The 14,501-nt window shown below is 36.3% G+C and carries 16 protein-coding genes; 1 reads left to right on the forward strand and 15 read right to left on the reverse strand.

The window, feature by feature from the left end:
- Nucleotides 1-55 precede the first annotated feature (55 nt).
- The 15 genes from ACZ5N5_RS16860 to smc all read right to left on the reverse strand — a co-directional run bounded on the left by ACZ5N5_RS16860 (nt 56) and on the right by smc (nt 14,137).
- The gene (locus ACZ5N5_RS16860; RefSeq protein ID WP_054787568.1) at nt 56-331 is read right to left on the reverse strand and encodes an EscU/YscU/HrcU family type III secretion system export apparatus switch protein; all 276 of its coding nucleotides are present in this window, start codon (nt 329-331) and stop codon (nt 56-58) included.
- Nucleotides 328-2,352 carry a hypothetical protein gene (locus ACZ5N5_RS16865; RefSeq protein WP_464372813.1) on the reverse strand — a complete coding sequence of 675 codons (2,025 nt, stop codon included), beginning with the start codon at nt 2,350-2,352 and terminating at the stop codon, nt 328-330. Before ACZ5N5_RS16865 ends, ACZ5N5_RS16860 begins: the two co-directional genes overlap by 4 nt.
- Before the next feature lie 11 nt (nt 2,353-2,363).
- On the reverse strand, nt 2,364-3,188 hold the full coding sequence (locus ACZ5N5_RS16870) for a ribonuclease HII (RefSeq protein WP_464372814.1): 825 nt from the start codon (nt 3,186-3,188) through the stop codon (nt 2,364-2,366).
- 102 nt (nt 3,189-3,290) lie between these two features.
- Complete coding sequence (gene ylqF / locus ACZ5N5_RS16875) at nt 3,291-4,142, reverse strand: ribosome biogenesis GTPase YlqF (protein ID WP_054859511.1); 852 nt, start codon at nt 4,140-4,142, stop codon at nt 3,291-3,293.
- A 33-nt stretch (nt 4,143-4,175) separates the two neighbouring features.
- The gene (lepB, locus tag ACZ5N5_RS16880) at nt 4,176-4,736 is read right to left on the reverse strand and encodes a signal peptidase I (protein WP_054787574.1); all 561 of its coding nucleotides are present in this window, start codon (nt 4,734-4,736) and stop codon (nt 4,176-4,178) included.
- Between the two features lie 128 nt (nt 4,737-4,864).
- On the reverse strand, nt 4,865-5,209 hold the full coding sequence (gene rplS / locus ACZ5N5_RS16885) for a 50S ribosomal protein L19 (protein WP_054787575.1): 345 nt from the start codon (nt 5,207-5,209) through the stop codon (nt 4,865-4,867).
- Nucleotides 5,210-5,328: 119 nt separating this feature from the next.
- On the reverse strand, nt 5,329-6,072 hold the full coding sequence (gene trmD, locus ACZ5N5_RS16890; protein WP_109984447.1) for a tRNA (guanosine(37)-N1)-methyltransferase TrmD: 744 nt from the start codon (nt 6,070-6,072) through the stop codon (nt 5,329-5,331).
- Nucleotides 6,069-6,593: a ribosome maturation factor RimM gene (gene rimM / locus ACZ5N5_RS16895; protein WP_109984448.1), complete on the reverse strand. Its 525-nt coding sequence runs from the start codon at nt 6,591-6,593 to the stop codon at nt 6,069-6,071. Before rimM ends, trmD begins: the two co-directional genes overlap by 4 nt.
- Nucleotides 6,594-6,609: 16 nt before the next feature.
- The gene (locus ACZ5N5_RS16900; RefSeq protein WP_054787577.1) at nt 6,610-6,996 is read right to left on the reverse strand and encodes a YlqD family protein; all 387 of its coding nucleotides are present in this window, start codon (nt 6,994-6,996) and stop codon (nt 6,610-6,612) included.
- Between the two features lie 168 nt (nt 6,997-7,164).
- Entirely contained in the window at nt 7,165-7,392 is a 228-nt protein-coding gene (locus ACZ5N5_RS16905) for a KH domain-containing protein (protein ID WP_054787578.1), read from the reverse strand.
- A gap of 14 nt (nt 7,393-7,406) precedes the next feature.
- Nucleotides 7,407-7,676, reverse strand: a complete 270-nt coding sequence (gene rpsP, locus ACZ5N5_RS16910; protein WP_054859514.1) for a 30S ribosomal protein S16 — start codon at nt 7,674-7,676, stop codon at nt 7,407-7,409.
- 110 nt (nt 7,677-7,786) lie between these two features.
- Nucleotides 7,787-9,148, reverse strand: coding sequence for a signal recognition particle protein (gene ffh / locus ACZ5N5_RS16915; protein WP_109984449.1), 1,362 nt, complete (start codon nt 9,146-9,148; stop codon nt 7,787-7,789).
- Nucleotides 9,149-9,160: 12 nt separating this feature from the next.
- Complete coding sequence (locus ACZ5N5_RS16920) at nt 9,161-9,487, reverse strand: putative DNA-binding protein (RefSeq protein ID WP_054787580.1); 327 nt, start codon at nt 9,485-9,487, stop codon at nt 9,161-9,163.
- A 71-nt stretch (nt 9,488-9,558) separates the two neighbouring features.
- Nucleotides 9,559-10,554 (reverse strand): signal recognition particle-docking protein FtsY, encoded by a 996-nt coding sequence (ftsY, locus tag ACZ5N5_RS16925; protein ID WP_054859515.1) that lies wholly within the window; start codon nt 10,552-10,554, stop codon nt 9,559-9,561.
- 16 nt (nt 10,555-10,570) lie between these two features.
- Nucleotides 10,571-14,137: a chromosome segregation protein SMC gene (smc, locus tag ACZ5N5_RS16930; protein WP_464372815.1), complete on the reverse strand. Its 3,567-nt coding sequence runs from the start codon at nt 14,135-14,137 to the stop codon at nt 10,571-10,573.
- Nucleotides 14,138-14,275: 138 nt separating this feature from the next.
- On the opposite strand from smc, the gene ACZ5N5_RS16935 reads away from it, so the two are divergent.
- Nucleotides 14,276-14,497 carry a DUF1128 family protein gene (locus ACZ5N5_RS16935; RefSeq protein ID WP_054787581.1) on the forward strand — a complete coding sequence of 74 codons (222 nt, stop codon included), beginning with the start codon at nt 14,276-14,278 and terminating at the stop codon, nt 14,495-14,497.
- The last annotated feature ends 4 nt before the right edge of the window (nt 14,498-14,501 follow it).

Below are 14,501 nucleotides of genomic sequence, written 5' to 3' on the forward strand. Positions count from 1 at the left end.
ATTTCAATCTTCCTTCTTTCCATCTCATTTTTATAGTAAAGATTGGCCTGTGTAACTATTTTGATTGTTGATCTATTTGATAAATATAGGCAAACACTTCTGCTACTGCTTGATATAACTCTTCTGGTATTGTCTCATTAATGTTCAATTCAGAAAGTAATTCGACTAAGGTAGGATCTGATTGAATTGGAATCTGATGCTTTAGGGCCTTTTCAAGTATATTTTCGGCAACATACCCTTTTCCAACAGCTGTAACCTTAGGTGCATTGTCTACATCACGATCAAATCGGAGTGCTGCTGCCTTAGCCTTTTGTTGCTTCTCCTTACTCATATGCGAAAGTCAATCCCTTCTGTACGTGTAGATTCTTTTATATAAGGTTGACGGGGTAATTTACCAATTTGTTGATCACTCATCTTTTTCCAAACAACAGAGGTAAGTTGATAGTTAAGTTCCTCCAACCTTTCTTCTAGCTGGGGTTTATACATAGATAAAAGAGGTGGAGCTAACTCTTTATCATTGTAGACCGTAATATGGACGATTCTTTTTTGGATGGACATGGCAATCATCGTTTCCCCTAGTTGATTCAAATCAAGGTGAAATAGAATTCGGCAATATTCTGGATCAATCTCATCACTCTCATTTTTTCGTTTTCCTGCGAATTGTAGCACTATGTCATTTGCAAGACCTAATTTCTCTGCGGGTATTTGTAGATTAAGCTCATACATTTGATGATCATTTACCATCTGTAATTGTAATCCTGTTAATGTTTGTAATAATCTAGTCATTTTATCCCCGATACTGTCAGTGGAATGCTGCGAGAGTAGCAGAAGTGTTTGCTTCAAGGAAAGCGGTTCTATCTGTTGTCCTTTTTGTTTAAGTAGCTGTGCTTCATCCTGTATTCCACTTGTTTCTATAAAATGCTTTATTAATGTAATAAAATGGTTTTTAACAGATTGTGGATCATTCGGATTCATTTGATCGAGTCTCTGCAAAATCTCTCTTGCTACAAACATTTCATCTTGCGTCAATTGTTGCCCCATTACCTTTGTAAGTATTTGTATTGCACGTTGATCACTATTATTCAATGGCTGATTTTGATCCATCCATGACCGGATAAATTGGGCATCATCTGCTGATAATCCTTTCAATAATACAGAAAAAATAGAATGACTTGCTATTAATGATTTGATTGATCCAATCGGTAGATTATTCTCTAGAGCATTCTCCAATCTACCTACTAATTGCCCGAAGCTCTGTTGTTGTTCTTGATGAATAAAAGGCTGGTTTGTCATTAATTGTTTGGCTGCCTCTTTTAATAATAAATAGAAGGATGATTGGGATAGCTGTTGTAGTAAGCCTTTATCTTTTGTCGATAAATGCTGCATTGCTTGAAAATCGTGTTGCTGTAAGACTTCTAAAGCTTGGCGTTCTATTGGAAAATGAGAAGTTGTCATTATCCATTTTTGTAAGACTACCAAATCATCTGACGATAAATGATTCGTCAATTTTGCAAGCATTCCGCTATTTGATAACGACTTTTGGATTTGATCAGCAGATAGTAATGGATGCTGTAAATTCGATTGTTCGATTATTTGTAAAAATCGAGAAATTGGAATCTCCTTGGATAATCCTGCTTTTTTTAATAATGCATTAATCGTTTGGATGTTCATAGTCAAATAGTTTTTCGTATTACCTTCATTAGTCAACAGATTGTTACCGAGTATTACTTGCAATTTATCGTATAATAAAGAAAAGTGCTTCTCATTCATGACAAGTGACTTCTGTTTCAACATTACTTCCAACATGTCATTCAATTCACTCATTTGACTTCCTAATGATTGTGTTAGTATTTGCTGCAAACTTTTAAAAACTTCTTCTGTTAGTGGTAAGTCCTTCGCTAGCATAGTTAAAAGGATTTGTTGATTTTGATTATTCCCACCTATTAACTCAATTAATTGAGCTAATTCCTTACCTGCTTTATTAGAGAAAGGTATCTGTTGTGCGACAATTTGTGCAAATAAGGAACGACTGTTTTTCGTTGAGGGTATTCCTAATTGCTGTAGTAAGCGATCTATACTACCGTCATTTTTTTGAGGTGTTTCGGTTATTTTTTTAATTCTTGTAACATCTCCAGCGGATATAACCTGAAAGAGATAACTTTTCTTCGCTGTCAAGGCTGTTTCTAATTGTGCTACTATTTCTTTTCCGTTCACTTGAATGGTAGCTTTTTGATTAGGGAAAAGCTCTAATACTTTTGCAGAAATCATTTGACCAGGCTTTAATGATGGTAATTGCTTTAAGGTGCTTGGTTTTGTTAATGAAAAAGGATTTGCAATATTTTGCAAACTCATAAATAACCCTCCTAAGTCAAAGATTTTAAAAAGCTTCTTCGATGGTGTTTAGTCAACCCATATTTCTTAATTGCTTCTATATGAGCCCTTGTACCATACCCACTATTTTTATGAAAATCATAGTGTAGATGAGATAGATGAAGTTCTTCCATCAGGCGGTCACGCGTAACCTTTGCAACAATACTTGCTGCTGCAATAGAAATACTCTTTTGATCACCTTTTATAATGGAGTCACTCGGATAAGCTAGTCCTTCTAGTTGCATTGCATCAATTAAGATATGTTCAATATCTTTGGATAATCCATTTAAAGCTAGTCTCATAGCTTTTTTGGTTGCTTGAAAGATATTTATTTGGTCAATCTCACTCGGTTCAATGATACCGATATTATAATCTAATGATTGTTCGATGATATGCTCGTAAAATTCCTCGCGTTTTTCTTTACTTAATTTTTTGGAATCATCAATTCCAATCAGTTGAAATTCTTTTGGTAAGATAACCGCTGCCGCCACAACTGGTCCAGCTAGAGGTCCCCTTCCTACTTCGTCTATTCCCACAATATGTAACTTGCCCTTTTCCCAGTGCTTTTTTTCGTAACTACTCATATGCTCAAAATGCCGTATAGCTTTAGCTATTTGGGCTTGCTTCCGATCATATTGTACAAGTAGCTTTTGTACACCCTTGCGATGATCCTGTCTAAATTCTTCTATAATTTCAGCACTACATTCACTGTTGAATAGATAGTCTTTGACTTTTTGGACTGTCCATTTTGTATCCAAATCCTCCACCTCATTTTCTTTTATCACTGTATTAAACCGTAAGGCAAGGTTATCACTCAAGATTATTTAAAAAGTAACGAATGTTACACATCTTGATAAGTCACCCTTTATATCGGCACTTTTTCATAAAAAATAAAGACATTCTTCTATAATGGAATGCCTTTAGTCATCTATATTTGGCTCTTCTAGTGTTAAATTTCCTAGCTTTCCGTTTCTTAAATCCTGGATGATAACTTCTGCCGTTTTTTCGTAATTGACGAACCCTCCCGCTTCAAGGCATCCTCGTCTTGTTCCTATCTGTTCGAATATTTCCGACATTTCTAATTGGTCTGATAATTGGTAGCGCTCCTCTATATTGGTTGGGTAATATTCCTTCATATATCGAATGATAAATGCAGCAATTTCCTGCATTGGCAGTAGCTGATCCTTAATGGTACCTATCGCCGCTAATCGGAGTCCAACAGATTCCTCTTCAAATTTCGGCCATAGTATTCCAGGTGTATCTAATAGTTCAAAGTCATTTTTCACTTTAATCCATTGTTGACTTTTCGTCACTCCTGGTCGGTCACCGGTTTTTGCTATCTTTTTGTTGGCAAGACGATTAATCAATGTCGATTTTCCTACATTTGGAATTCCTATAATCATTGCCCTTGCTGCCCTTGGTCTTACACCCTTTTTTTTCAAACGTTCCAACTTAGCCTGTCCTAATTTTTTTGCCGTTTCGACTATTGTTTGAATATCCTTACGATTATTCACATTAGCTGTCACCGCTGTTATAGTATGTGCTTGAAAATACTGTAGCCATTGTTCCGTGATTTCTTGATCTGCTAAGTCTTTTTTCATTAACACTAACATTTTTGATTTATTGTTAAGAAGTTGTTGGAGCATAGGATTCTGTGACGAGTATGGTGCTCTAGCATCCACTAGCTCGATGACAAAATCCACAAGCTTTAATTTTTCCTGCACTTCTCTACGTGCTTTTGCCATATGGCCAGGAAACCATTGAATGGTCATATCATCACCTTATTTCTATATTGTCTCATATCATTATTCTAATAAGCTAATCTTGTCAATAGGCCAATACGTTAATTTAGCAACTCCAACGATATCATCCATCGGAATATAACCTAATTGCCTACTATCTGTCGAGTTCGTACGATTGTCCCCAAGTACGAAAACATGTCCTTCAGGTACTACTTCTTTATTTCCCTTTATGTCTTCCTCCAGTGAAAAATCAGTTGTATAAGTTGTATTTTCTTCTAATTGAGATTTTACCTCAGCTAGAAATGGTTCATCCACTGGTTGGTCATTTACGTACAATTGATCATTTCTGTACTCAATTTTGTCACCAGGTAACCCAATGACTCGTTTAATATAATCCTTCTTCATGGTTGCATGGAAGACCACGACATCAAATCGCTCAATCTGATTAAAGGTAACACTTAGTTTTTCTACAATTAATCGATCTCCATTTTCTAAAGTTGGTAACATCGATGGCCCTTCTACAACGATTGGTACTGCTATAAACATTCGTACAAAAACAATGATGACTACAGCTACCAACAAAATCTTTATCCATTCGACCCAATCATTCTTTTTGGATGCCATATAGGAAGTTCCTTTCTTAACAACTAAGTAGATTTAGTCTTTGATTGCATAATTACTTTATAAGGAAATAATTGTATATAGAAGAAAAAGGAGCCTGACAATGCAAGCTCCTTTCACATTTTGTTACATTAGCGAATTTCTTTAATACGAGCAGCTTTACCACGTAGGTTACGTAAATAATAAAGCTTCGCACGACGAACTTTACCACGACGAGATACTTCGATTTTTGCGATACGTGGTGAATGCACTGGGAATGTACGTTCCACTCCTACACCGTAAGAAATTTTACGAACAGTAAATGTTTCACTGATGCCACCATTTTGACGTTTAATTACTACACCTTCAAATACCTGAATACGTTCACGGTTACCTTCGACAACCTTCACGTGAACTTTTACCGTATCACCAGCACGAAATTCAGGTAAATCAGTACGTAATTGGTCTTTTGTAATTTCTTCGATCAATTTTTGCATTCTATTACACTCCTTCCAAACCAATGCTCTTTACGAATGATCATAAGCGGAACACCGTTTTTTAACCTTAAGTCTCTACTTAAGCACAACTATCAATATAGCATAATGTCAATGTAATTTCAACTACTTCCTTTGGATTCCTTCCATTGTTTTAGCCATTCTTTTTCTTCAACAGAAAATGATTGATTTTCTAATAGATCTGGCCTTCGCAAAAAGGTTCTCTTTAAAGCCTGTTTTCTACGCCAAGTGTCAATGTGCGCATGATTTCCCGATAATAATACATCAGGTACCTTCATCCCACGAAACTCAGCTGGTCTTGTATAATGTGGATGCTCTAATAATCCAGTTGAAAAGGAGTCCTCCACTGCCGAGGTATCATTCCCGAGCACACCAGGAATTAGTCTTACTACACTATCGATCACTACCATTGCTCCAAGCTCTCCACCTGTCAGTACATAGTCTCCTATAGATATTTCATCTGTTGCAAGACCAGTTCGAATTCTTTCATCATAACCTTCATAATGTCCACATATAAAGATAAGGTGGTCCTCCTTAGCTAGTTCCTCTGCCTTTCTTTGGGTATAGGGCTCCCCTTGTGGGCACATGAGGATGATTCTCGGCTTTACCGTCTCTTCTTTTTCAATGGAGGCAATGGCATCAAAAATAGGTTGAGGCTTTAGCACCATTCCTGCACCTCCACCATATGGATAATCATCTACTTTGTTGTGTTTATTATCTGTATAATCTCTAAAGTTAATATAGTGATATTGTAAAAAGTTTTGGTCGATTGCTTTTTTTAAGATAGAGGATTGAAAAACTCCTTCAAACATTTCAGGAAATAGTGTCAGTATGTCTACCTTCATAATTCAATTAGTCCTTCCATAGGTTCAATGATGATTTCTTTCTTGTCAATGTCTACATGTTTGACAACAGACGCAATATAAGGAATGAGAATGTCCTTACCTTTATTTGATTTTACTACCCAAACATCATTTGCGCCAGGGGATAGTATTTCTTTTACTTGTCCAATTGGCTCCTTTTCCATTGTGAAGACCATACAATTTATTATTTCATGGTAATAAAATTCATTTTCCTCAAGGTCATCATCTAGTTGATCCTTTTTAATGACTAATAAGGAACCTTTATATTTCTCTACATCATTAATATTATTCATTTCTTCAAAATGTAATAAATCGAATTGTTTATGGGTCCGGTGGGCATCGACGACAACTTTTAACAAGTCTCCCTGTTCATTTGGTTGTATCCATAATGTAGATCCAGGCTCAAATCGTTGTTCAAAATCTGTAATTCTAACGACTTTGACTTCACCCTTTATTCCATGAGTATTAACAATCTTTCCAACTTTTAAAAAATTATTTTCCATATTCATTATCACCTAATTATGTAATTTTTGTAATGATTCCATCCTTGATCACAATGGATCTTTGCTCCATAATATGATCCCAATTCATACCTTCTTCTATATCGATCATAGCTTCTACTTCTCCATCACTGATTTCATTTCCGATTGGGAGTATATCCAATTGTTCGATTTTATATTTATACCATTTAATATGATCTTTTCGATTGGCAATTTCTTTCTGAAATTTCGCTGAAATATCTGCCTTTTTCTTCGCAGTACGTTGCTCAAGCTTTTTCTGTTCAAATAATAATTGTTGACATTCTTGCTCTAGCTTAAATACTTTCAAATCATATTCTTGTCTTAGCTTCGCTTTACTTTGATCTGTAACAATTTGTTTTACAGCGACCTTCCGAATAATTTTCATCCATTTCAGCCTTTCTATACTAAATTATTCAAGACCTTTTCAATAAAAGAATAGCAAAACTTCTTCGAAAGATAAAGAAGGAAACGATAATTATATAAGACTTTGACTAATAAGAAGCAGAAAAAAATTCCATAGAAAAAGAGAAGGTTCTATGCGCCTTCTCTTCTATTACATGATATCCAAATAAACTTTCTTATTGCTTTTCGTTCCAGCTGCATAAACAACTGTCCGAATGGCTTTTGCGATCCGTCCATTTTTACCAATTACCTTCCCAACATCATTCTCATGTACTTGAAGATGATAAACTATTTTATTCTCTTCTTCTTTTTCTGTCACAACAATAGACTCGGGATGATCAACCAATGGTTCGATAATTGTTTCAATTAAGGATTTCATGGAATCACACTACTTTATTGATTTTTTGAATCATGGAATTTTTTTAAGATGCCTTCTTTAGAAAACAAGTTGCGAACAGTATCACTTGGTTTTGCACCTTTTGTCATCCAATCAAGGGCTTTTTCTTCATCTAATTTTACTTCAACCGGATTCGCTACCGGATTATATGTTCCAATTTGCTCGATAATACGTCCATCACGTGGTGAACGAGAATCAGCAACTACAACACGATAAAATGGATTTCTTTTTGAACCCATACGTTTAAGACGAATTTTTACTGCCATTTCTTACACCTCCAAATAAATGTTTCACACAAGATAGAATTGTAACAGATTTTAAGTTGCCTGTAAAGTGTTTTTGCCTTACATACTAAAAATAAAATTGCTCTTCTATTTTAGAGGAAAGGGAACTGAAAACCTTTTGATTTTTTTCCCTTTTTGCCTTTCTTTCCTTGTTGCATATTGGTCATTTGCTTCATCATTTTCTTCATTTCGTCAAATTGTTTTATGAGACGGTTAACCTCCGAAACAGATCGACCAGATCCTCGTGCAATCCGCTTTCTTCTGCTTGCATTAAGGAGACTGGGATCCTGACGTTCTTGTGCTGTCATAGATTGAATAATAGCTTCTACATGCGCAATTTGTTTTTCGTCAAATTCAACATTTTTTAAGCCTTTCATCTTATTAGCACCAGGGATCATGTCTAGAAGATCCTCTAATGGTCCCATGTTACGAACCTGACCCATCTGTTCCAGAAAATCATCAAACGTAAAGGAGGCAGATCGCATTTTTTCCTCAAGTTCTTTCGCACGCTTTTCGTCTACATTATCTTGAGCCTTCTCAATTAAGGAAAGAACATCCCCCATGCCTAGAATTCTTGATGCCATTCTCTCTGGATGGAAGACCTCTAATTGATCTAGTTTCTCGCCCATCCCTGCAAATTTTATCGGTTTGTCTGTAACTGCTTTTATCGATAATGCGGCCCCACCACGTGTATCTCCATCTAGTTTTGTTAAGACGACTCCGGATACATCTAATTGTTCGTTAAAGCTCTCAGCAACGTTCACCGCATCCTGGCCAGTCATGGCATCCACCACAAGAAAGATTTCGTCTGGGCTCACATTATTCTTAATCTGAATTAATTCATCCATTAAATCTCCATCAATATGCAAGCGACCTGCTGTATCGATTAAAACATAATCCAAATGTTCTTCCTTGGCTTTTTCCAGCGCCTCATTCGCAATATCGACAGGGTTTGCATCCGTTCCAGCAGAATAAACAGGCATATCTAATTGCTTTCCAAGTGTTTCTAGTTGGTCGATCGCAGCAGGTCTGTAAACATCTGCTGCCACAAGCAATGGTTTCCGATTATATTTTTTTCGTAATAGATTAGCTAGCTTACCAGTTGTCGTTGTTTTACCAGCACCTTGCAAACCAACCATCATAATAACCGTTGGCGGACGATCTGCCGCTGCTATTCTACTTTCTTCTCCACCCATTAATGCTGTTAACTCTTCTTTTACAATCTTAATGACTTGTTGCCCTGGTGTAAGGCTCTCCATTACCTCTTGTCCTACTGCTCGTTCTTTAATATTTTTGATGAAGTCCTTGACCACTTTAAAGTTTACGTCTGCTTCCAATAGGGCAAGACGAACTTCTCGTGTCATTTCCTTAACATCCTGTTCTGTAACTTTACCTTTACCTTTAATTTTTTGAATGGTATTCTGTAGGCGGTCGGCTAAACCTTCAAATGCCATAATGTACGCCTCCTATTCAATTTCTAACATTTGATCAAAAACTTTCTCTAGCTGATCAAATTGTTTGGCTTGTAATAATTGTTTCGCTTCCTCTAATAATGATTGTCGATTTTGAAATTTTTCGTATAAGCCTAATTTTCGCTCATACTGTTCAAGCATTTGCTCCGTTCTACGAATATTATCATAGATCGCTTGTCTAGAGACATCAAAGGTTTCTGAAATCTCGCCAAGCGACAAGTCTTCCAAATAATACATTTCCATATAGCTTTGTTGTTTGGGAGTTAATAACTCCTGATAAAAATCGTATAAAGCATTAATCCTGGTCGTTTTATCTAGCATGAAAGGACACCTCGTTAAGTGAATTTCCTTTACAATTTAGTCTAAGCTTGATCGAATACACCTGTCAAATGTTATTCCTCATCATCCACCATATCAGCAAACAATCCATATACAAACGCTTGAGGGTCAAATGTCTGAAGATCTGTTACCTTTTCACCTAATCCAACAAGTTTTACTGGTGTGCCAAGTTCATTCCGTATCGCTAACACAATACCTCCTTTTGCCGTACCGTCTAGTTTCGTTAAGACAATACCAGATACATCCGTTGCTTCAGAGAAAGTTTTTGCTTGACTTAGGGCATTCTGACCAGTAGTTGCATCAAGAACAAGTAACACTTCATGAGGTGCATTTGGTACTTCACGTTCGATGACTCGTTTCACTTTAGACAATTCATTCATTAGGTTCACTTTGTTTTGTAGCCTACCTGCCGTATCACACAATAAAACATCTGCATTACGAGATTTGGCTGCTTGGATGCCATCATAGATTACAGCAGCAGGGTCACTACCTTCACTATGTTTGATTACCTCTACATCGACTCTTTTACCCCATTCACTCAATTGTTCAATGGCGCCTGCACGGAAGGTATCTCCTGCTGTCAATAGAACTTGTTTACCTTCAGATTTAAGCTGATGCGCAAGTTTACCAATCGTCGTTGTTTTACCAACACCATTTACTCCAACAAATAAGATAACCGTTAATGCATCATCTTGAAGATTTAACCCAACAGATTCTTCATTATCATCACCATAATAAATTTCTACTAGCTTTTCTGAAATAACATTTTTCACTTCATGAGAATCACTGATGTTTCTTCTCTTCACTTCCATTTTCAGATCATCAATTAGATCCATAACAGTGGAGACGCCAACATCAGCAGCGATTAACACTTCTTCTAAATCCTCAAAAAAATCTTCATCTACTTTACGATATTTCGCTACTAAATCATTAATTTTCTCGGAAAAGGACTTTCTAGTTTTACTTAATCCTTCTTTATATTTATCCGATACTTCTTCCTTCGATTGATTGGATTGAAATTTATCTTTTAATTTTTTTAGAAAACTCACAACCAAACCTCCTAAATTATGCTTCTAACAGCTCCGGTGCTTCTTCTAATTTTACGGAAACTAGTCTAGAAACACCAGATTCTTGCATGGTAACTCCATATAATACATCTGCTTCTTCCATCGTTCCTTTTCGGTGTGTTATGACGATAAATTGAGTATCCTCACTAAAATATTTTAAATATTGGGCAAAACGCGTGACATTTGCTTCATCCAATGCTGCTTCTACTTCATCAAGAATACAGAATGGTACAGGACGTACGCGCAATATGGCAAATAAAAGGGCAATAGCAGTTAAAGCACGTTCGCCTCCAGATAACAAGCCTAGATGCTGTAATTTCTTTCCTGGTGGTTGGGCAATAATATCTACACCTGTTGATAAAAGCTCTGTGGGGTCAGTGAGCTTCAATTCAGCTTCTCCTCCACCAAATAATTTTTTAAACACAATCTGAAATTCTTCCTTTATTTGAGAAAAAGTCTCTTCGAAGCGTCTTGTCATTTCCTCATCCATTTCTGCGATCACTTCATACAATGTTCGCTTGGCTTCAATTAAGTCATCTTGTTGTTGGGTTAGAAATTCATGTCTCTCCTTAATTCGATCATACTCATCGATGGCTCCAAGATTTATCGTACCTAATTCTTCGATTGATCGCTTGATAAGCTTAACCTGTTGCTTCGCTACCTCAAGGTTATCTGGTTTGGAATAGGTTGCTCTTGCCTTCTCAAAAGTGATGCTATACTCGTTTTCAAGAAAATGTAATCGATGATCCAGGTCGGCATCAAGTCGTGTTATGTTCATTTCATGTGCTTGGATCTCGGTTGCTAGCTTATGCTCTTCCTCCCTCAATTTATTCACTTCAAGCTCTAATGATTGAATGTCTTGATTAATCGTAGCACGTTCTTCTCTCATTTGTGCAATTTCTTGTTGTTTGTCCTCTTTCATCTGTTTCTTTAATACAATTTGTTCATCCATTTCTTCTTCTGTTTGCTGGTTATTTCGGAGCTCGTATAATTGATTTAATTGTTGCTTTCGTTCATTACACTCCTCCGTTAATTCAGAAACCTCTAATTGATTAAGAGTCACTTTTTCTTGCTGGTTAGTAATTTGTGTTTTTAATTCAGCCTCTCTTACTCGAAGCTTTTGGAGCTTTTCTTTTAATGAGTCCTCTTTTTCTGCATAGCTTTCACGTTGTTCTTGTAACTTATTAATCTCCTCATCTATTTCAGATAACTCTTTTTTGAGTTTTTCAAGGTTCTGATCGATTTCATTTGCTCGTTTGGTCAGTTCTTTTTGATCCTCTTCTTGTTGTAATTTATCCTGATCGTAGATGGAGAGTCGCTGATTCAGGTGATCAAGAGAAAGCTTGCTTTCTTGAAGTTTCGCCACATGCTTTTGGTAGTCTTCCTCTATTCCTTCTAATTCCTGTTTTGTTTGCTCGAGCTTTTGTTCGAGACCTTGGACCTTTTCCTTTTGTTCTTTTAACTTCGATTCAAAATCTTGTACTCGAAATTGGTAGGAATTGAATTTCTTGACAATGTTTTTAAGTTCTCGATCTCTCGTGAAGAGCGATTGGTTCGTTTTTTTCTTCGCACCGCCTGACATCGAACCACCTGGGTTTACGACATCCCCTTCTAGTGTGACAATCCGATATCTTCTGTTCGTTTTTCTTGCGAAGCCGTTGGCGTCCTTAAGTGTTTTTGCAATAATCACATTACCTAGTAATGCACGTAAGATATTCTCATATTGCTTATCATAGTCTATCAATTCACTTGCAATACCGACAAATCCTTGTTCCTCTTTAATAGCTTGAAGTAAATTCATCGGTATTGACTTTGGCTGCATCGAGCTTATCGGTAAAAAAGTAGCTCGACCAGCATTTGATTTCTTTAACCATTCGATTACTTTCCGGGCAACCTTTTCATCATCTACTACAATGTGCTGTGCTTGTGCTCCAAGTGCTGTCTCCATTGCATCAATTAAATATTCCTCAAACTCGATCAGCTCTGGAATTGCCCCATGAACACCGTGAAACAGTTTGTTTTCCCTTGCTTTTAGTACTTCCTTCACACCTGCATAGAAACCTTGGAAATCCTCCTTCAGATCCTCAAGCAATTCTTTTTTCGATTTTAAGTTTTCCAGCATTTGATAACCTTTATAAAGTTTTTGCTGCATATCTGCTAACAAATTGTTCTCGACTTTTAAGTCATGATTATATTTCTCTATGTTTGTTCTGTAATGCTCTATTTTTTGCTGCTTGTCTTGACAGATTGGTTCAAGCTGTAGGACCTCTTTAGAAAGCTCTTCTCTTTCTTCTAGCAAGTCATTCCATTTATCAGATTGTAAAGACCTTTTTCCTTCCATTCTATCTAATTGCTGCTTAATTGAGTTCTTTTCATTTCGTTTTGCTGCTTGTTGATTTAATAGTTCAATATAATCACTTTTAAGGGATTCAATTTTATCCTCTAAATCGGTTTTCCCGAGTGTTAGTTGTTCGTTCGTTACAGCTAATTCCTGTGAATTCTCGTTCTTCTGATCCTTGTATTCTTTTAGCTTTTCTCGATCTTGGGCAAGTAATTTTTCTGTCTCTATTATTTTTTCTGTATATTTTTGAATTTCCGTTTCTAGCTTTTGTTTATTCTCATGAAAGTGTTGAAGCCTTTCCTTATATATTTTTTTGTTTCCTTCAAGACTTTCTACTGCTTGTGTTACTTCCAATAGGACTTCCTGCAATGATTGAATTTTATCATCGATCTGTTGCACGGTATCTTTTTTCTCAGCTAGCATCGTTGTTTTTTCATTGACTACTTGTTTTTTTTCATCCTGAAAACCTGTTGTATTAGCTAAATCTTTTTTGGTAGCTTCAAACTGCTCATGAAGGGTTTCAATTTCTTTCACTAAAACGCCTACTTCATGCTCTGTTAGTCTTTTCTTATGCTCTAGATATTCTTTCGCAATAGAGGCTTGTTCTTCAAGAGGCTCTAGTTGACCGCTTATTTCATAGACAATGTCCTCTACACGATTCAAATTTTCTTGAGTTTCAGCAAGCTTATATTCTGCTTGTTTTTTCCGATTCTTATATTTTAATACACCAGCAGCCTCTTCAAAAATCACTCGACGTTCTTCGGACTTCGAACTGAGAATCTCTTCGACCTTTCCTTGACTTATAATGGAAAAGGCCTCTCTACCTAGTCCAGAATCCATAAAAAGCTCGGTAATATCCTTTAATCGACAAGCTTGTTTGTTCATTAAAAATTCACTTTCCCCTGAACGATAAACTCGCCTTGTTACACTAACCTCTTCATAATCAACCGGTAAGCGTTTGTCAGAATTATCCAGTACCAAAGTGACCTCAGCAACATTTAATGGCTTTCGCGTATCACTTCCTTGGAAAATAATATCTTCCATCTTCGATCCTCTTAATGATTTAGCAGATTGCTCTCCTAATACCCATCTAATCGCATCTGTAATATTACTTTTGCCACTTCCGTTCGGCCCTACAACTGCCGTCACACCAGGAACAAAGTCAACTCGTACTCTTTCAGCAAAAGATTTAAAACCCATTGTATCCAATTGTTTTAAAAACATATTAAAAACTCCTATAGGTTAATCCTAATTATCATGATGTATCTTACAATTTTACGATAACTATTTGCATTTCAACTAATTTATTTTATCATAAAGAGAGAAACGTGAGAAGAAAGAATAAGTAGGAGTTGATAAAGATTGAGTTTAGAAAACAAAACGGAAGCAAATTTTGAAGCAATGATAGTTGAAATGAGTGAAAAGCTTCAAGTCGTCAATCGTTCGATAATGGATCCAAAGGACTATGATATCGCCTATTATGAGGAGCTTAAATCATTGTATGATTATCTGATGCAAAAAGGAAAACTGTCCGTTGCCGAAACACATGCATTTATCGATGAATTAAGCCAATATCGCAAATAGTTAG

It is taken from the genome of Gracilibacillus sp. JCM 18966 (assembly GCF_055392695.1).